Raw genomic sequence first — 18,976 nt, 5'->3', positions numbered from 1 at the left:
GCGTGTTTGCATGCGTATCACTATTTTATGTACAATAAAAGAAAAGCCTCTTATGAGATGGGGAGAGAAAATTTCATGTCCAGCCAACAATTAGTGAATTTACGCATTGATTTTGCTTTTAAACAATTATTTGGCACAAGTGGAAATGAAGATATTTTAATTGCTTTTTTAAATGCGATGTTACAGGATTCTTTAGAATCACCCATTGTTTCGTTACAATTTGCAGATCCACATTTACACAGGGAACATGAAGAAGATAAGTTATCTATCTTAGATATTTCAGCTACATTAGACACAGGAACAAAAGTCAATGTAGAAATACAACTCAATAATAATCATGATATGATTAAACGCAGTTTATATTATTGGGGAAGGCTATACACAGCTCAACTTCAAAAGGGAATGCCATACAGCTCTCTTCATAAAACAATTACAATCAATTTGTTAAATTTCGTTATGTTTCCTGAATACGAGGCATTCCATACAACAGGAGTTTTATGGAATCGACAACAACATAAAATATTGAGTAGTGATATCGAAGTTCACATCGTAGAGATTTCGAAACTTATGCAACAGTGGCGGAATGAACAAGTAAATCCTTGGGAAGATTTGTTTGTTCGTTGGTTATTATTACTTCCGGCAAACGAGGATGAACAACTAACCCAAACATTGGAGGACATTGCGATGAACCAAGATCCGATTTTACAAAAAGCGATGAATAAATGGGAGCGTATGAGTCAAGATTCTTCTTTCCGACAAGCATATGAGGCAAGAGAGAAAGCTTTGATGGATGAAGCCGCAAAGTTCGCTCATGCTCGTAATGAAGGAAAGAAAGAGGGAATTGAAGAAGGTAAGATTCAATTAATTCGTGGAATGCATAAAAATGGAATGCCAATCGAAGATATTGCAAAGTTTACAAATTTACGTTTAGAAGAAATACGAAGCATTTTACAAGTCTAAATGATAAAAAGAACACCTCCATTGAATTTGCATACTTAGTATGCGAATTCGGGAGGTGTTTTAATATGTGTCCCGTTTTCGGGGGGCACTTCCATCATTAAGGTGTTTTCATTATAAGCTCAAAACTCTCCGAATCAGCCCCAAGTATAAAAGGACTAACTTCGCCAACGCTATAAAGTTGCAGTTCATGCATTGCGCGCGTACAAGCAGTGTAGAACAATCTACGAACGCTCTCGTCGCTGTACACATCTTTAGAAGCATCGTAAATAATAACAGCATCAAATTCGATACCTTTTGCTAAGTAAGCAGGGATCACGACAATGCCTTGCTCATACTCGGCTGAGTTACTCTTCACGAGTTTAATATTATCGATATGATTAAGTGCTTCGTATGCAGCTGCGCTTTCAGCTGCAGATTTACATATAATTGCGATCGTATTGTGCTGCTCTTTTTGTAGTTCAGCAACTTTGGCAATAATACGTTCGTGCAGTTCGTTGACATTCGATACTTTCGTCACTGTAGGTTTCTCGCCGTCACGTTCAAAGGCGTGAATGTTCTTGCCTTCCGGTACGAGAGCACGTGTAAATTCAATAATCGGTTTTGTTGAGCGGTAGCTACGAGTTAAGTTAATGCCGTTTGTTTCGTCTGGACCGTATAAATTTGTAAGTGTATCGAAATTAACCGTTTCACTCGCATGAGCAAATATCGCTTGGTTAAAGTCTCCGAGTACCGTCATTCTTGCGGCAGGGAAGAGACGTTTTAAAAACTCGAACTGAAACGGAGAATAATCTTGCGCTTCGTCTACGAGTACGTGTTTAATCGATCTGTTCGTTTGGAAGCCTTCAATTAATTCTTTTAAAAGTAAGAATGGAGTCGCATCCTCGTAATATAGTTTTCCTTCATCAAGCATGTTTACTGTTAAGGAGCAAATGTCATCCCACTCTTTCGGTTTTTTCTCAGTAACCCATGATGCATCTGTGAAAAGTTGTTTATATATGCCTGTGAAATTGATAAAGCGTAATGTTTGAACACCTTTACGAAGGGGCTTCAATTTTTTACGGACAATCATACGTCCAAGTACTCTCGTTTCTTTTTCAAAATCATTAAAGGAGTTGTCGTCAAACTCTCCTTTTTTTTGCAAATATTTATAAGCTTTTTGGTATTCATCTTTACTAAGTAATTCAATTTCTTCTTCTACCCAAGGCTTTTTCAGTTCTGCTTTTTCAAGTGCATCTATTTGCTTATTTAGCCAATCCGTTAACTTCTCAATTCGACTATGGAAGCGGAGGGAGGAGTCGGTATTGTAAAATTGTTCTGTAATTTCTTTCGCAGAAACAATCAGTTTTCCTCTAAATTTCATTCCTCTAAATAGCATGCCTGAAGATTCAAGAGATTGTCTGTACGCTCTAATCATCTCGAAAAATTGAGTGGATGCTTTAAATCGGATGCTCGCATTTCTCGTTTTATAGGTAGGATTATTCGTTTCAGTTAACATATATTCTAATTGTTCATAAGGATCTTCAACTTCAAATGACTTACTTAGTCTATGGTTTAAATATTCTTGGAATGTAACTTGCTGCATATTTTCTTCACCGAGTTCAGGTAGTACGTTAGAAACGTAGCTATTGAACATAGAGTTAGGAGAGAAGAGAATAATTTGATCTGCTTTTAGCCATTCGCGATATTTATATAGTAAGTAGGCGATTCGTTGCAATGCAGCTGATGTTTTACCACTACCAGCGGCTCCTTGCACGATAAGGAGTCGGCCTTCATCGTGACGAATAATTTCATTTTGCTCGCGCTGAATCGTAGCAACGATGCTTTGCATATGTTTGTTCGTGCCTTTTCCAAGCGCTTGTTGCAAGATTTCATCACCAATTGTAAGGCTCGTATCGAACATAGAATCAATCTCGCCATTTTGAATAATGTATTGTAATTTTTTCTCCACATTACCGTGGATTACGCCGCCTGGTGTACTGTATTCAGCAGGTCCTGGTGGATAATCATAGTACACACTCGAAATAGGTGCGCGCCAGTCATATATAAGGAAGTTTTCTCCGCTTGCATCAGTAAGTGTAGCGACGCCGATATAAATTTGATCCGCGGCAGATTCTCCTTCTTCTTTGAAATCAATTCGTCCGAAATAAGGTGCTTTATGCATACGTCTTAATGCGGCAAGTCGATTAAAGGTGTGCTTATGGGTAATTTGTGTGACAGCTAGTGACTGAGCTTGTTGTCTTAAGTTGATAACTGTTTCAAGATAATCATCGAAAGTATCAGTATTCACTTTCACATCATCCCAAAAGTGTTTACGAATATTGATTACTTCTGCTCGGCGTCTGCCAGTTTCGTTTTCCAGTTTATCAATTTGCTCCGTAATTGTTTCAATTACGGTATCCAATCTTTTTTGCTCTAGATCAAGTTTTTTGTTCATACGGTAAGCACTCCTTTAAAAGTGAAAAATAGAGGTTGACTGAAGATGTATTTTGGTGTAAAATTAAGATACGGATAAATACGTCCTTTTTGTTTCGGGAAACGTGTTTCTGTTCTAATTTAACATAGTTTTTTCATTTAATCAATGATAATAAGATAAACCTTGGTTCTACGTGGCGTGGATCAAGGTTTTTTTGTGTTTGAAGAGGGAGTCACGCTTGTTGTCGTTTTTTGTCGGTAAGTCGATATATTTCGAAAATCGCTGATATAATTGGAGTTGCGCTGATATAGTTTGAAAATCGCCGATATAATTTCATTTACCGAATCTAGATATAACTACAGGGAGAAGAGGGGATAAAAAAGCTTGGGCCGAAGCCCAAGCTTTTTTTACTTCATTATTTCTTTTCGTCTTTTTTAGCGTCAGCTTTTGGCTCTTCGAAAAGATCTTTTAAATCTTTATCGTCAACTTTTACGTCAGCTTTTTTGATTTCTTTCATCATAAGATCGTTCATAAATTGAGCATCTTGTGTTTTTTCTTGAACTAGTGATTTTTTAATATCAGCTTTTGCTTTATCGAAATTTGCATCTGCGTGATTATCAGTTACTTTGATGATATGGTAACCGAATTGTGTTTTTACAGGTTCGCTTACTTCACCTTTTTTCAACTTTTGAGCTGCTTCTTCAAATTCTTTTACCATTTTCCCTGGTCCGAAGAATCCTAAGTCGCCACCTTTTTCTTTTGAGCCTGTATCTTCAGAGTATTGTTTTGCTAATTCTTCGAAAGATTTACCTTGAGCAAGTTCATCTTTCACCTTTTTAGCAGTTTCTTCATCTTTTACAAGGATATGACTTGCTTTAATTTCTTTTTTATAATCTTCGAATTTTGCTTTTACATCTTTATCAGTAATCGATTGTTCAACCGCTTTTTCTTGAGCTAATTGAGCACGCACACCAGTTTTTATCGTTTCTTCTTTAATACCTTGTTGTTTTAATAGTGTATCGAATTGATCACCGTATTGTTTTTTCATTTCATCGAACTTTTTGTCTACATCTTTGTCTTCAACTTTGTAGTTTTTAATAAGTACTTTTTCCATAACCATGTTGTTTAGTACTTGTTTACCAGCTTGTGTCTTCATTTGATCGTAGAATTCTTCTTTTGTAATGTCACCAGCTTTAGATGTAACAATTTTGTCTGATGATGATGTTCCACATGCTGATAATGCGATTACACTTGTTGCGGCTAAGGCAAGCATAGCTTTCTTCATTCAATAAACACTCCTACTATTATGTATTTTTAATTTATCCTACACCAATGAATTTTGATTCATAAGAGCCCGATTAAGTCTCACTGATACTTTTGCTTTTTTATATTGGTAAAGCGCGCTTAACAGGGCTTACCGTGGCTGAGGATAAAGTTTTGATGAATGTTTTGTTCTATAGTATAAGCAATATGTACAAAATTTAATATATCATATTTCGAACCGTTTTCATATTGATAAAGAAAAATTAACCAGCACGTGTCAGATTTTGAAAGTGTGCCATATTGGGCGCATGCCGCATATACAGAATAGAGGAGGGGATGGGGATGAATTCTCAACTTATTTTATTACTTGTACTGTTTATTTTATTGGTTATTGTAGGTATAATTTGCTTATAGAGGAAAAAAGTGAGGAAGGGGCTTTCCTTCCTCACTTTCCATGAAATATAATTTCTATATAACTAGAAATTAATAAAATTGTTATACATACATTAATAACCCGAAAGACACCGGGCTGGCGGCTCGCAGCTATTTGTTTTCGTTCACACAGTGTATGTGTCATGAAATTCGTGTAAAATATAACAAGAAGTGCGAATGCGACAAAAACAACTGTTATAAGTGTCATGAGGCGAGACCTCCTTTTGGCTAAAATACATATACATATATTGTATCACACGATATTTTATTCGTGTTACAAAATTCAGAAATAGAAGACTTTGTGTTAGAAAGTGAGGGAGAAAATGGACGTTGTTAGAAGATTAGAACAAGCTGAATACTATGTAGACTTATTATTTAAAATGATTGATGAAGAGAAGTGTCCATTTTATTCTTTGATCATAAAGAAAAAAGCTCGTAAAAAAGATATTGAACGTATACTAAATCTTTGTGAAAAACTGAACGAGCAATATGTAGTGGAGAAAGCAGAAGGGCTTCTTTTGTTCGATGCGCTGTTAGATCAATTTGAAAAAGCGCTTCCACATCAGCTCGAAGTACACGAAACTGCGGAAGCGCTAGCAAAACAAGGTTTATTTAAGCCGCTTATGAATGAATTCTTAAGCATGATTGCGAAAAAATAAAGAGATTATTTCTTAACTAACTTTTGATCGGATTCTGTAAAGTTCTCTTCAATATCTTCTAATGATTTCTCAAAAATATCGATAAAGTCTTGTCCGTAAATGTTACGCAGGATTGCAATCAGTTCGATATTTTCTGGGAACTTCCCATAAAAATTACGAAGTGCAAGAGCCCCATTAAACACTGAATTATTTTCAGGGTCATACTCTTCCATTAAGCGAAGTAGTAATTCTTCCCCTTTGTCTGTAATTTCAATGTACGTATTTCGTTTATCATCTTCCTTTTTCGAGAATACAAGATAGCCGCGTTCTTCCAGCTTTTTCGAGAAGTTAAACGCTGTTGATACGTGCATAACTCCAAACTTAGCAATCTCAGAAATAGAAGCCCCTTTTAAATGATAAGCGATTGTTAAAATATGATGTTCATTAATATTTAAATCGTAAGGTTTAATCCACTGCTGCCAATCTTTCTCTACACATTTCCATAACGCTTTCGATAATTGAGCAATGCGTTGGCTGAAAATCATCGCTTCTTTTACCGAGTAATCTTTTTCTCCACTTTTCATTTACTCACCCACTTTAACATTCTTTTTTCATTACTATCTATTATGCCAGTAAAATAAAAATTAATAAAGTCTTTTTGTGAGAATTGTGAAAATTTTTCGGAAAAATGACATTCTATACAAATCATGCATAACTATGGAAGCGTTTTATGAGTCGTGAATACATACGTTGTCCTTACATGTTAAGTGATAACATATATTGTAAATGCATAAAAACACGGCATATCTATACGATATGCCGTGTCAAGGTCAATTTATATAAAAAATATTTGTTATATGCAAAAAACTAAGCAGGAATTTGTTTACGCTTTTTCTGGAACAGCTTCTTGTAGTTTCTCAATTGACTTTTGGATGTCCAAAATTTCTTTCTCAATATGGCGCTTGTTTTGAGAAATATCTTGCTTCCAGTTAGAAAGCGTGTCTTGCATGTCATCTTTTAATTCTTGAAACACTTCTTTACCTTCTGAAGCAGTTTCAACAATTTGACGCTTTAATAATTTCGTATCAGCTGTAATATCAGCTAAAGTCTTTTTAATATCATTTCCTTTTTCTTTTAACTTGCCGCGCATGTCTTTACCAGAAGAAGGAGTTGAGAAAAGAACAGCTAGTCCAGCAACTGCTCCGCCGCAAATAACACCTGTAATAAAGGATTTAGCTTTTGACATAAAAGGAGACCTCCTTATTTTTTGTTCGTATTCATGATGGGAAAAATATGCATATCTTTCTTATATGTGCTATGCACAAACAATTATCCCTGAGCATTTTAAGTAAAGAAACAAGCCATGCGGAATTTGATGACTTCAGGGAAGTGGCTTGTTATGTATTACGCCTTCTTATAGTGTCATTATTTCACACTATTTGCAATTGTACTTGCGATGTTTTGTAAATTTTCCATAGTGTATTCATTTTGATGTGATTTCCAAACAGCACCGAAACCATCTTTTTCACCGTAGCGTGGAATTAAATGAAGGTGGAAGTGGAACACAGTTTGTCCAGCTTTTTCACCGTTATTGTTAAGTAGGTTAAAGCCAACTGGATTAAACTCTGCTTTAATCGCATTTGCGATTTTTGGAACGACAGAAAAAATGTGTGATGCGATTTCTGGCGTTAACGCAAAAATGTCTTGTTTGTGAACTTTTGGAATAACAAGAGTATGTCCTTTTGTTACTTGACTAATATCTAAAAATGCAAGCACATGTTCATCTTCGTATACTTTTGAGCAAGGGATTTGCCCGTCAATGATTTTACAAAAAATACAATTGTCTGCTGTATGATTCATTGATCTCATCCTTTCAAATATCCTTAGCCGTATTTTACCATAATTACATAAGAGAACAAACACGAAAAACAGGAAGCTGACTCAGCTTCCTGTTTTCTGAAGAGGGATTGAAAAAGCATTATCGTAATTTACGTTTCGCAGACACCTCATTTATTTAAGAAATGCACGGTAAATCGGCTAAAGTTTCTGCCGTAGACACCCCATTTTCAAGTGAAATGAATTGCAATCTTTTTTAAAATGAAATTGTTTATTTTTTAAAACAGTATATGCTCTTTCAGAGACACCCCGTTTCGAAAATGAAACAAATGATCTGGTTATGTGTAAATTTCATTGTCCAACTTGGACACCCCATTTCATGATGACTTCACTATGTTGTTGTACTCATCAATTGGTGGTTGCTTTTTCAATGTGTTCCTTCTTCAATAATTATGATGTCCGCTTTCGGAAAAATATATGCTAATAAATTTAAAAATTTTTTTTGAGTACATGGATACTATGTAGTACAGCATAATTTTTGGTAAGATGAATATAGAATGAATACTAATGAAGAAAGTGGTGTCGTATGAGCGAGTTATTGCGTGTAGAAAATGTTACAGGAGGATATACGAAACGACCTGTATTAAAAGACGTTTCGTTCTCTGTTAATAAAGGCGAACTTGTCGGCTTAATCGGTTTAAATGGAGCTGGTAAAAGTACGACGATTAAACATATTATCGGTTTAATGGAACCGAAAAAAGGAACTGTCACAATTAATGGGAAAACAATTCGTGATGATATGACAGCGTACCGTTCTAGCTTTTCATTCATTCCGGAAACGCCAGTATTATATGATGAATTAACGTTAGAAGAGCATTTGAAATTAACAGCTATGGCGTATGGCGTTGATGAAAAGCAATATGAAGAACGTGTAGGACAACTACTACAAGAGTTTCGTATGAAAAATCGTTTAAAATGGTTTCCATCTCATTTCTCAAAAGGAATGAAACAAAAAGTAATGATTATGAGTGCATTTTTAGTGGAGCCATCTCTTTACATAGTAGATGAACCTTTCGTTGGATTAGATCCGTTAGCGATTCAATCCCTTCTTCAAATGATGGACCAAATGAAAAAGAGTGGTGCCGGTATTTTAATGAGTACACATATTTTAGCGACGGCAGAGCGTTATTGTGATTCGTTCATTATTTTGCATCAAGGTGAAGTAAGAGCGAAGGGAACGCTATCTGAACTGCAATCACAGTTTAATATGCCAGGTGCAACGTTAGATGATATTTACATCGCGCTAACAAAGGAAGAAGATTATGAATAGCACAGCGTTATGGAAAGAACGATTTCGTCACTTTCTAAAAGAAGTTCGTACATATAGTAAATACGTATTTAATGATCATTTGAAATTTATTTTCGTGTTCATCATTGGTGCGGGAGCGTACTATTACCAGCAATGGTTACAAACGTTAACACCTTCGTTTCCGGCGGCGCTCGTAATGGCAGTATTAATTGGACTCGTGTTAACGGCTGGATCCATTCAAACATTATTAAAAGAAGCGGATCTCGTTTACTTACTGCCAGTTGAAGAAAAGTTAAAACCTTACTTCACAAAGGCATTTCTTTTTACATTTATGATCCAGTTATACATAATCGCAATCGTAGCGGCAGCGCTTGCCCCGTTATACTTCCAGCAAATGAAGCAAACAGGAGCGGCTTACATATGGATTGTACTTGCGTTTGTTATCGTAAAAGCGTGGAACTTATTCGTCGCGTGGGAAAAGTCATTTTTAACAGATCAAAATATACAAAGAGCGGATTGGTTCATTCGTTTTATCCTAAACGGTTTATTTGTATATTTCCTTGTAGAACGTACTTCAGTTCTTTTCATTGGTGGAATCGTCCTTCTCATGGTGTTATACCTTGCTATCATGCATCAAATGGTAAAGGGAAAGCCACTAAACTGGGAGTATTTAATTTCTGAAGAAGGTAAGAAGATGATGCTGCTGTACCGCATTGCGAATATGTTCGTTGATGTACCAGCATTAAAAGAAAGAGTAGCGCGGAGAAAATGGCTCGATTTCATTCTTTCGATAATCGGTGAAAAGCGTACATATTTATACTTATATACGAGAACGTTTTTAAGATCAGGTAACTATTTTGGATTATATGTGCGTTTGCTCGCTCTTGGAGGAGTTATTCTTTACTTCATTCCATTTTTATACGGGCGATTTATCGTAAGTTTTATCTTCCTATATTTAATCGGCTATCAGCTCTTAACTTTATGGAAACATCACCGCATGAAAATTTGGCTTGATTTGTATCCAGTACGGGGAGAAGAGAAGAAGAAAGACTTTCTTACTTTATTAAACGCGGTTCTAATCATAGGGAGCGTAATCTTTACAGTTATATTTGCACTAGCAACGAAAGATTTCATGATGACAGGAATTTTACTTATCGTAAGCATATTATTTAGTATCGGTTTTGTTTACCAATACGGGGCGAAGCGCATTGAGCGTTTAAATTGAAAGGAATGAACCTATGATTACATACGAAGAGAAGGTTATAAAAGAATTGGAGCAGTGGAAAGCTACATTCATGAAAGATTCTTCTATGATGACACGGTTCTCCAAAAAAGTGCAGACGAAAGTGCAACAGCTCATTCCGGCGAAAGTACAAAAAGTGCTAACAGAGACGATCCGGATGATGGTGCAAACGATCAGCGCCGGGTCAAACTTTATAAAGCCGAAGCTAAAAGAGACGACATGGTCACTGCAAAGACGTGACGATGAAGTACGTAAAAAAATGGATGAGTACAAAAAAATAGCAGCGGCAGAAGGAGCAGGGACGGGAGCAGGCGGTATTCTCCTTGGCCTTGCTGACTTTCCGCTTTTACTCGGCATTAAAATTAAATTTTTATTCGATGCAGCAACGTTGTACGGATTTGATACGAGTAAACAAGAAGAGCGTCTTTTTATCCTTCACGTTTTCCAACTCGCCTTTTCAAGTGACAATCACAGAAAAGAAATATGGAAAGCAATTGAAACGTGGGATACAGAAAAAGAAAATCATATGGACTGGGAAAAGTTCCAAACAGAATACCGAGACTATATCGATTTAGCAAAAATGCTTCAGCTCGTCCCGGTAATCGGTGCCCCAGTCGGCGCATATGCGAACTATCAATTGCTGCAAAGACTTGGAGAAGTGACGATGAATTGTTATCGTATGCGATTGCTGAATAGGGATTAAAAACAAGGCGTCCTACATGTGTAATGTAGGACGCCTTTTCTTAGAAGCCAAGTCCGATATAGCTAACTCCAACTATAATCAATACGATAAAAAGTACAATGATTAATGAAAATCCGCTCTTACCAGCTTGTCCTGCTTCACCGCTGCCATTACCACCACTACCCCCATTACCACCAAGTCCCATATGGTATCCTCCTTATTGTTATAAGTTGCTTTTACTTTATAACTTTCTGTAATTTCCAATAAACACCTTCTAGAACGCTAACTAAATTGAAAATCATTTCGTTTTATTTTATAATTTACTTACCGACCGGTAAGTAAAAACAAGTGAGGTACAGTATGACGAAGAATTTACAAACATCGCAAAACATTGTAGAGGCATCATTTAAACTTATGGCAGAACACGGCATTGAGAAGATGAGTCTTTCCATGATTGCGAAAGAGGTAGGTATTTCAAAACCGGCTATTTATTATCATTTTTCTTCTAAAGAAGCGTTAATCGATTTTTTATTTGAAGAAATTTTCTCTGGATATCATTTCGTGAGTTATTTCGATAAAGAGCAATATACGAAAGAAAACTTTGCAGAAAAGTTAATTGCTGATGGTTTACATATGCTCTCTGAATATGAAGGGCAAGAAGGGATATTACGCGTTATCAATGAATTTATCGTAACTGCATCGCGAAATGAAAAGTATCAGAAACGCTTATTTGAAATACAAGAAGATTTCTTAAATGGTTTCCACGATTTATTGAAGAAAGGCGCAAGACTTGACGTTGTGTCACAACATGAAACGGAAGAAAATGCTCATACGCTAGCACTCGTGATTGATAATATGAGCAACTATATGCTCATGGGATTCCAGTTAAAGTATAAAGAAATTTGGATTCGAAATGTGAAAAACGTCATGAAGGAGGAGTAAAAATGAAAATGCAAAAAAACTGGTGGCTCGGTTTTCTTGGATTTATTGGGGTTTATAAAATACCAGGTATGATTGAAGCTTTTCAAGCGGATGGAAATTGGATGAAGTTAATCGGTTTCATTTGGCTACTTTGGTTCGGATATTTTATTCCTGAGAAGAAAGAAGATTAAATTTCAATTTTCTGTAAAGTTACGTAAAATATAGATTGAGAGAATTCATATATTAGATTACTAGATTTGGAGTGGTTACATGGATCCATTGAAAAATGAAATTCACCCTGACATGGTCAAGGTGTGGAAAGTTCGTGCTGTAATTGAAGAAGGGATCGGTATACTCGTTATTTTAGCTTACCTTTTCCTCATGATAAAGTTTGATTGGTGGGCGTGGATTTTGTATGTGATGATTGGGCTAACAGTTGTGTTCGCACCATTTGCGTACTTCTTATTCCCGAAACTACGTCAACGTTATTACAGCTACCAACTAAATGAAGAAGAACTTGAAATTCAGCATGGTCTTTTTGTCGTAAAGCGCGTATTAGTACCGATGATTCGTGTGCAGCACGTAACGATTGAACAAGGACCAATTATGAGAAAATATGGCTTAGCAGAATTACACATTTCAACGGCAGCAACTTCTCACAGCATCCCAGGCTTAACGATGTATGAAGCAGAAATGTTGAAAACGAAAATCGCAGAATTAGCGAAAGTGAGTGATGAGGATGTATAAGAGGCAGCATCCAATCACGATGTTATTAGAATTAAAAATAACAGATTTTATACCACTCATTATTTTCATGTTTAGCTTAAACGGAAAATTCCCGTTTTGGTATTTAATTCCTGCAGCATTTGGTTTACTCACCGTTTTTTCAGCATTTGAAAAATGGTATTACACAACATATTGGGTTGAAAATAACGTATTACATGTGAAAAAAGGTCTCTTCGTGAAAAAGGAAAGCTACTTAAATAAAGAACGTGTTCAAACGATTAATACAAGTTCTAACGTACTATATCAAATGCTCGGTTTGAAAAAAATTCAGATTGAAACAGCTGGTGGGGGCGATGAAGCAGAAGTTAGCTTAGCTGGTATTACGGCAGAAGAAGCGGCGGAGCTTATTGCTTTGCTAAATGAGCCAACTCCAGAAGTGAAAGCAGAAGGAACGTTAGACGAAGCAACAGAAAATGTAGTAGAAAAAGCAATTGTTACAGAGGAAAAACAAAAGACAGAATATAAATTAACTTGGAAAGAGATTTTATTAGCATCTGTTACATCTGGTCAATTTGGACTATTATTCTCTTTAATCTTTTTCGTTTATCACCAAGTAGATGAGTACATTCCGAAATGGATAGAGAATGGCGTAAAGTCGTATGTAATGGAACATGATATATATGGCTGGATTTTCATGGTAGCCATTTTACTCGTTCTTTCTTGGATTATATCTACAATCGGTTACGCGTTAAAACATGGCGATTTCACAGTGAATCGAAGAAATGACGAAGTTCGCATTTCACAAGGATTACTTGAGAAAAAAGAGCTCGTACTAAAATTGCATCGTATTCAAGGTATTACGATAAAAGAAAGTATTTTACGCCAACCATTCGGTTATTGTGCTGTGCAAGTAGAAGTCATTCAAAGTAAAGGAATGGGTGACGAAAAAGAAAAGGTTACACTGCACCCAATCATTCGAAAAGATCGAGTACAACAGTTACTCGCCCATTTACAATTACCATACGAACTGAATGCAAACATTATTGCATTACCAAAAGCAGCATTGCGCCGCTATCTCATTGATAGTTTTATCTTCTTCGCAATGCTAGCAATCCCGCTTCTTGGAATAAGTATATACTCTGAAAAGCACTTCATCATGTGGGCATTAATTCCGCTCGCAATCCTTATCTTTACACTTGGATACGCAACATTTAAAACAAATGGCTACAATGTTAACGGAGAACAAATTACACTTGTCTATCGTAGCGTCGGAAAATATACAGGACTTATTAGAAGAAGACATGTCCAATCAATGGAGAAGACACAATCATATTTTCAGCGCCGTGCGGATTTATGTACGTATAAGTTTTCGAGTGCATCATCTAGTTACAAAATAGAGCATACGAGAGTAGAAGATGCGGAGAGAATGCAGGATTGGTATAAGAAGAAGTTAAGTGAGAATTAACCAGAGAAAGCTTGCCTATTATGAAGGGCAAGCTTTTTTGTTATAGGGAAAAGAGTGGTTTAATCCATATATTAGTACAACTACAGTATATGAAAAAAGGTAATTAGCTTCTATTTAAGGAAAATCTATGGGGTTTTTGATATAAATGGTATACTAAAATATAAATAGTATTAGGAGGTTATATATGATAAGTCAGTTGAAAAGAGAAGCACTTGATGCATTAAAAGGAAGATGGGGATTAGCGGTAGGGGCAACCTTATTAATCGGGATCCTTATTGGAGCTGTTGAAATGCTAACAACAGGTATTTTCTCGATATTTTGGGGTTGGGAAGAAGCAAGTGATTCACTTACAGTAAGTATTATAGTAATGCTTGTTATTGGTCCATTAACAATAGGTGCCTATTATCTTGTTTTAAATACAATTCGTGGGACTGATGCTCGCATTGGTCATATATTTAGATGGTTTAGCGATGGAAGTAAGTTGATGAAGTCGTTTTTAACATATTTACTAATGTATGTATACTTGACTCTATGGACATTACTTCTTATTATTCCAGGTATTATTAAATCATTTTCTTATTCTATGACATATTTTATTTTGAATGATCATCCAGAATATACAGCGAATCAAGCGATTACTGAGAGTCGTCATATGATGAATGGACATAAAATGGATTACTTTTTACTATGCTTAAGTTTCTTAGGTTGGTTCATTTTAAGTATTCTTACTGTAGGAATTGGTTTCTTATGGTTAGCACCTTATTTCTACGCGACATCAGCCGCATTTTATGAAGAGATTTCAAAAGAATATTATAAAAAAGAAGGCACTACTTTCTAATAAAACATATAAACTATCTACCCTAAAGAATGTAGGGAGCAGATAGCAGATGGTTTAGGTGTTTTGATATTTGTCCTATTTTCGGGATTCACTTCAGGATAAGGTATAGATTTTTATATAGAAATGCTACCCTCTATGTTTTATCATAGAGGGTTATTTTTTTATGTAAAAATGATAGGAAATAATGAATAATATATGTAAAGAAAAAAGCGAGGTGAATGAGAGTGAGCAAATTTTTAATACCGTATTCATTTTCTATATTAAGTTTCTTTATTTCAGCAACAGCACTTGATTTATATGATAGGATGGGAAACGATAGTGAGCTGGTTTCGCCGAACATAATTGGAAAGATAATTCAATCTACTGCGCAAATGGGAGTCCTTACATTGTATTTCGGAGTACCTATTATTTTAGGTGGCTGTCTACTTGGTGAGCTATTGTTTAGAGGTATCATTTTACGATTTAAACTAAGCTATATTATATCTTTATTATTATATCTATTTTTAGCTTTTAGTATTGTTTTCGTAACGGTAGGCATTCCAACTACATATGAAGATTCTAATACATTTTTCATGGGGATAACTATGATTTGTGCTGTTACATTCTTTGTGAGTAGGAATATATGGGAAAACAAGTTAATAATGGAGTGACAAAATGAAATACACCTGTCCATGTTGCGGATATAAAGTTTCACTTTATTGGATCAGTTAGAAAACCGACTAGTGAAGATGTGAAGGATGCTAGTTGGCAGAGAATTTGTTAAGTAAAATGTTATTACTCAATTCAATGGGAGTAATAACATTTTTTATTTAGTGCTGAAAGAATTACTGCCGTCTTATAAAGTAATAAGAAGGACTAAATCGGTAAATTTTATTAATGGATATATTAGGAATGAATATGAAAGTATAGATGTATAGTCAATGTTGTGTATTTGATGTTATCATATTGAATGATATGGAAATTTTTAATAGAATAAGTAACTAAAAATTCAAAGGTAATGAAACTTTTGTTGTATAAAGAAAATACTTAGTAGTAATCAACAATATTAAAAATAAGATTCGTATTTATATAAATTTAGTAGAAATGGGGTTTTAAAAAGGAATGAGTATAAGCATAACGCGGCAAAAGATTTTGGCGGCCGCTTCTCAAATTGTACAATGTAAAGGGGTTGCTAAATTAACTTTAGAAGCAGTGGCAAAAGAGGCGGGTTTAAGCAAAGGTGGATTATTGTATCACTTTTCAAATAAAGAAGCTTTAATAGAAGGTATGATAGTCCGAGGGGTAGAGGATTATGAAGGGGCCATTTACAATAAAGTAGCGGAAGACTCAGAGAGGAAAGGGAGATGGATTCGCTCTTTTGTAGAGGAAAGATTAAGTAATGAGAGAAGAACAGAAGAGTTGTCTAGCAGTATGATGGCAGCACTCATGTTAAAACCTGAATTACTTGAGCCATTACAACAATCATTTCAGCAACTGCAAAAAAATATAGAAAATGATGAGATAGATTCAGTTTGTGCAACAATTATTAGATTAGCAGCAGATGGATTATGGTACTCGGAATATTTAGGGGTTGGAAGACTAAGCCCCGAGTTAAGAGAAAAAGTGATTCAAGCTCTTATTAGTAATTCATATAAATAGAATATACGAACTATATAATTTTAAAATGATTCACCATTGCTTCTTTAATGTAGTGGTGAATTATTTTTTTTATTAGAAAAATAGAACAATTTTATAGAGTATTGAATTATAACCGTCCAGACGGTATAGTAATATTTGGTTTAAGAGGAAAATGAAACAAAAAAAGAATAAAAGATATTTTTAGCACACTATTCGAAAGGATAGGCCGCAAAGCTTAGAGTCTACGGTAATACATATTGGTTACTAAGATCGTCTGGTTGCACATTTTTGATGCAACCGGACGGTCTTTTTTTGTTATATAAATATAAAAAAATAGGAGGGAACTATGCAAATGAAAAGTACTAAAACACATATTTCAATGGTTTCATTAGTTTTTCTAGTATTATTTTCAGTGCTGAATGTGTGGGCTCCAGTTATTCAAGCTGCTGTGATGAAAAGTCCAGTGGACGAAATTAATATTTCCCGTACTGATGGCACGACATCTGAACCATATCAAGCCTCAGATGGTATGAAAGTAGAAGTGAAGTGGTCAGCTAAAGAAAAAATAAAAAGTGGAGATCAATTCACAATTGATATGCCAAAAGAGTTTCGGAAAGACCTTATGAATATGAGTTTTCCTTTAAAAGATGCTGAAGGAAAAACAGTTGGTACATGTGAGATGAAAAAGGGTCTATTAACGTGTACTATGGGTGATTACGTAGAAGGAAAGAATAACATTAAAGGTTCTTTATTCGTAGAATTCTACTTTGGTCTAGAAGCATATGATGGTGTTAAAGAAATTCCATTAGAATTTAACGTTGATGGTCAAATCGTAAATAAAGAAGTAAATGTAAGTAATACTACAGAGAGACCGAAGCCACAGCCCAATACAGATAATCTATTGAAATGGGGTTCTTATAATCAAGAAGATCCGTCCATTGCTGATTGGCTTGTATATGTAAATGCGACTGGAACAGAAATGCAAGATCTTAAATTAACAGATACATTAGGACCTGGGCATGAGTTAATTACAGACAGCGTAGTATTAGAAGAGGCTGTATTTGAAGATGGTTATGCACCAACAAATATTAAGCCAGCAGATTTATCTAACATTAAAATAAATGCAACAAAGGCTGGATTTACAATTGAATTTCCAGACAGTTCAAAAGGTTATATTTTAAGATATAAAACAAAGATTACTAATCCTGCTGCAAAGCCTCATAAAAATACTGTGAAATTAGAAGGTAAAAATATTAAAACTGAAGAAAAAGTAGGACAAGTATTTGTAAGTGGTGGAGGGGGAACCGGTTCAGGTGACGATAATCCACCTAGCATTGAAAAAAATATAGTTGATGAGAATGGCAAGCTTGTAGAGAATGAGCAGCTAACACAAATGAATCAAGTTATTCAATATCAAGTTGGTACACATATACCAAACGATCCTCCTAAATACACATCAATGGTAATTAGTGATGATTTAGAAGATGTTTTAGAAGTATTAGAGGCAAAAGTGTATGATCAAAATGGCCAAGATATTACTTCTAAAGGAACGCTAAAGATAGATAAACAAAGAAGTGAAGTAACATTTACGTTTGATGAGAATTTTGACTATAAGTCATATGAAGACCAGATAATTAATCTTAGTATCAAGGCGAAAATTAAAAATAATGCAGACTTATCTTCTTACGTAGATAAGAAGATTCCTAATAAAGCGGAATTACATTTTGATGATAAAACATTAACATCAAAAGAAGTAACTATTACACCGCCTGAAGCTCCAAAAGATGGTACAGTATCGCTTCATAAAATAGATTCTGAGAATCCGAACAAAGGGTTAAAAGGTGCCGAATTTGAAGTTCGAAATAGTGCAAATGAAGTTGTTGCAAAACTGACAACGGACGAAAAAGGTTTTTCAGTACCTCAAACTTTAGCTCCGGGGACGTATAAAGTTTATGAAACAGTAGCACCAGAAGGATATCAAAAATTAACAAGCCCAGTAGAGGTTACACTTCAAGCTGGAGAAACAAAAACAATTGAAATTAAAAATACTGTGCAAAAGGGTCAAATTGAAATAAAGAAAATTGATTCGGAAAATGGTGAAAAACCATTAGCAAATGCAGAGTTTGATATAGTAAAAGACGGTGTAGTAGTCGAACATATTGTTACAGATAAAGATGGTAAGGCAACCTCTAAACCGTTAGCACTAGGAAAATATATTTTAAAAGAAACGAAAGCACCTGAAGGATACCAATTAAAAGAAACAGAGTTCGAAGTAAATGTAACAGGGGACGGCATATTCCCAATACAAGTGGAAAATGCAATGGTTGACAAAGGTAATATAGAAATCACAAAAGTGGACAAAGAAAACGGGGCAGTATTAGCGGGTGTCGAATTTGAAGTCCAAGATGAGAAAGATGGAGTAGTAAGAAAAGTAGTAACAGATAAAGATGGAAAAGCAAACGTTTCAGATCTATCAGTAGGAAAGTACAAATTAGTAGAGACGAAAAGTTTACCTGGCTACAAAAAGCTAACAGAACCAGTATCATTCGAAATTACAAAAGGTATGACAACAGTCCTATCATTGAAAGTAGAAAATGAACAGTTAGATAAAGGTTCAGTAGAAATTACAAAAG

At 35.2% G+C, this 18,976-nt stretch carries 20 protein-coding genes and 1 riboswitch; of the genes, 13 read left to right on the top strand and 7 right to left on the bottom strand.

Going from position 1 to position 18,976, the window contains the following annotated elements; genetic code table 11:
* Positions 1-75 precede the first annotated feature (75 nt).
* Positions 76-960: an Rpn family recombination-promoting nuclease/putative transposase gene (locus HMPREF2590_RS13035; RefSeq protein WP_000098344.1), complete on the top strand. Its 885-nt coding sequence runs from the start codon at positions 76-78 to the stop codon at positions 958-960.
* 97 nt (positions 961-1,057) lie between these two features.
* On the opposite strand, the gene helD is transcribed toward HMPREF2590_RS13035, so the two are convergent.
* The 3 genes from helD to HMPREF2590_RS13015 form a co-directional block, all read right to left on the bottom strand.
* Entirely contained in the window at positions 1,058-3,394 is a 2,337-nt protein-coding gene (gene helD / locus HMPREF2590_RS13030) for an RNA polymerase recycling motor HelD (protein ID WP_001035437.1), read from the bottom strand.
* Between the two features lie 394 nt (positions 3,395-3,788).
* Positions 3,789-4,658 carry a peptidylprolyl isomerase PrsA gene (prsA, locus tag HMPREF2590_RS13025; protein ID WP_000710059.1) on the bottom strand — a complete coding sequence of 290 codons (870 nt, stop codon included), beginning with the start codon at positions 4,656-4,658 and terminating at the stop codon, positions 3,789-3,791.
* A 423-nt stretch (positions 4,659-5,081) separates the two neighbouring features.
* Entirely contained in the window at positions 5,082-5,276 is a 195-nt protein-coding gene (locus HMPREF2590_RS13015; protein WP_000172690.1) for a hypothetical protein, read from the bottom strand.
* 115 nt (positions 5,277-5,391) lie between these two features.
* Between HMPREF2590_RS13015 and HMPREF2590_RS13010 the strand changes: the two genes are divergently transcribed.
* Entirely contained in the window at positions 5,392-5,727 is a 336-nt protein-coding gene (locus HMPREF2590_RS13010) for a DUF1878 family protein (RefSeq protein ID WP_000383655.1), read from the top strand.
* A gap of 5 nt (positions 5,728-5,732) precedes the next feature.
* Here the strand turns inward: HMPREF2590_RS13010 and HMPREF2590_RS13005 are convergent, their stop codons facing one another.
* The 3 genes from HMPREF2590_RS13005 to HMPREF2590_RS12995 form a co-directional block, all read right to left on the bottom strand.
* Positions 5,733-6,290 (bottom strand): HTH-type transcriptional regulator Hpr, encoded by a 558-nt coding sequence (locus HMPREF2590_RS13005; protein ID WP_000834924.1) that lies wholly within the window; start codon positions 6,288-6,290, stop codon positions 5,733-5,735.
* Positions 6,291-6,589: 299 nt separating this feature from the next.
* Positions 6,590-6,952, bottom strand: coding sequence for a YtxH domain-containing protein (locus HMPREF2590_RS13000; protein ID WP_000030302.1), 363 nt, complete (start codon positions 6,950-6,952; stop codon positions 6,590-6,592).
* Positions 6,953-7,131: 179 nt separating this feature from the next.
* Complete coding sequence (locus HMPREF2590_RS12995; protein ID WP_001016835.1) at positions 7,132-7,566, bottom strand: HIT family protein; 435 nt, start codon at positions 7,564-7,566, stop codon at positions 7,132-7,134.
* A gap of 562 nt (positions 7,567-8,128) precedes the next feature.
* Here HMPREF2590_RS12995 and ecsA point away from each other — a divergent pair.
* From ecsA to ecsC, 3 genes are read left to right on the top strand one after another with little or no spacing between them, the layout of a single operon-like run.
* Positions 8,129-8,872, top strand: coding sequence for an ABC transporter ATP-binding protein EcsA (ecsA, locus tag HMPREF2590_RS12990; RefSeq protein WP_001292603.1), 744 nt, complete (start codon positions 8,129-8,131; stop codon positions 8,870-8,872).
* Positions 8,865-10,076 (top strand): ABC transporter permease EcsB, encoded by a 1,212-nt coding sequence (gene ecsB, locus HMPREF2590_RS12985; protein ID WP_001089100.1) that lies wholly within the window; start codon positions 8,865-8,867, stop codon positions 10,074-10,076. Before ecsA ends, ecsB begins: the two co-directional genes overlap by 8 nt.
* Before the next feature lie 13 nt (positions 10,077-10,089).
* Entirely contained in the window at positions 10,090-10,797 is a 708-nt protein-coding gene (gene ecsC, locus HMPREF2590_RS12980; RefSeq protein WP_000634138.1) for an ecs operon protein EcsC, read from the top strand.
* A 40-nt stretch (positions 10,798-10,837) separates the two neighbouring features.
* Here ecsC and HMPREF2590_RS28855 read toward each other — a convergent pair whose 3' ends face one another.
* Entirely contained in the window at positions 10,838-10,981 is a 144-nt protein-coding gene (locus HMPREF2590_RS28855; protein ID WP_000522762.1) for a YjcZ family sporulation protein, read from the bottom strand.
* A gap of 155 nt (positions 10,982-11,136) precedes the next feature.
* Between HMPREF2590_RS28855 and HMPREF2590_RS12975 the strand changes: the two genes are divergently transcribed.
* The 8 genes from HMPREF2590_RS12975 to HMPREF2590_RS12940 form a co-directional block, all read left to right on the top strand.
* On the top strand, positions 11,137-11,718 hold the full coding sequence (locus HMPREF2590_RS12975; RefSeq protein WP_000164830.1) for a TetR/AcrR family transcriptional regulator: 582 nt from the start codon (positions 11,137-11,139) through the stop codon (positions 11,716-11,718).
* A 2-nt stretch (positions 11,719-11,720) separates the two neighbouring features.
* Positions 11,721-11,888 (top strand): hypothetical protein, encoded by a 168-nt coding sequence (locus HMPREF2590_RS30355; RefSeq protein WP_000783813.1) that lies wholly within the window; start codon positions 11,721-11,723, stop codon positions 11,886-11,888.
* 79 nt (positions 11,889-11,967) lie between these two features.
* Complete coding sequence (locus HMPREF2590_RS12965; protein ID WP_000371357.1) at positions 11,968-12,444, top strand: PH domain-containing protein; 477 nt, start codon at positions 11,968-11,970, stop codon at positions 12,442-12,444.
* Positions 12,437-13,888 carry a PH domain-containing protein gene (locus HMPREF2590_RS12960; RefSeq protein WP_000278211.1) on the top strand — a complete coding sequence of 484 codons (1,452 nt, stop codon included), beginning with the start codon at positions 12,437-12,439 and terminating at the stop codon, positions 13,886-13,888. The genes HMPREF2590_RS12965 and HMPREF2590_RS12960 overlap by 8 nt, the downstream gene beginning before the upstream one ends.
* 184 nt (positions 13,889-14,072) lie before the next feature.
* Complete coding sequence (locus tag HMPREF2590_RS12955) at positions 14,073-14,726, top strand: DUF975 family protein (RefSeq protein ID WP_000625405.1); 654 nt, start codon at positions 14,073-14,075, stop codon at positions 14,724-14,726.
* Between the two features lie 224 nt (positions 14,727-14,950).
* Positions 14,951-15,376, top strand: coding sequence for a hypothetical protein (locus HMPREF2590_RS12950; RefSeq protein ID WP_002098741.1), 426 nt, complete (start codon positions 14,951-14,953; stop codon positions 15,374-15,376).
* Between the two features lie 451 nt (positions 15,377-15,827).
* Positions 15,828-16,364 (top strand): TetR/AcrR family transcriptional regulator, encoded by a 537-nt coding sequence (locus HMPREF2590_RS12945; RefSeq protein WP_000028008.1) that lies wholly within the window; start codon positions 15,828-15,830, stop codon positions 16,362-16,364.
* Positions 16,365-16,536: 172 nt separating this feature from the next.
* A riboswitch (cyclic di-GMP riboswitch) is annotated at positions 16,537-16,629 on the top strand.
* A gap of 60 nt (positions 16,630-16,689) precedes the next feature.
* Positions 16,690-18,976, top strand: a 2,287-nt coding sequence (locus HMPREF2590_RS12940) for a SpaA isopeptide-forming pilin-related protein (protein WP_256325152.1), incomplete at its 3' end; no start/stop codon positions are given.

The organism is Bacillus sp. HMSC036E02, from assembly GCF_001836235.1.
GTDB classification, from domain to species: Bacteria; Bacillota; Bacilli; order Bacillales; family Bacillaceae_G; genus Bacillus_A; species Bacillus_A cereus.
Note: the sequence above shows the minus strand (reverse complement) of the source record. Positions and strands in the feature narration are given on the sequence as shown.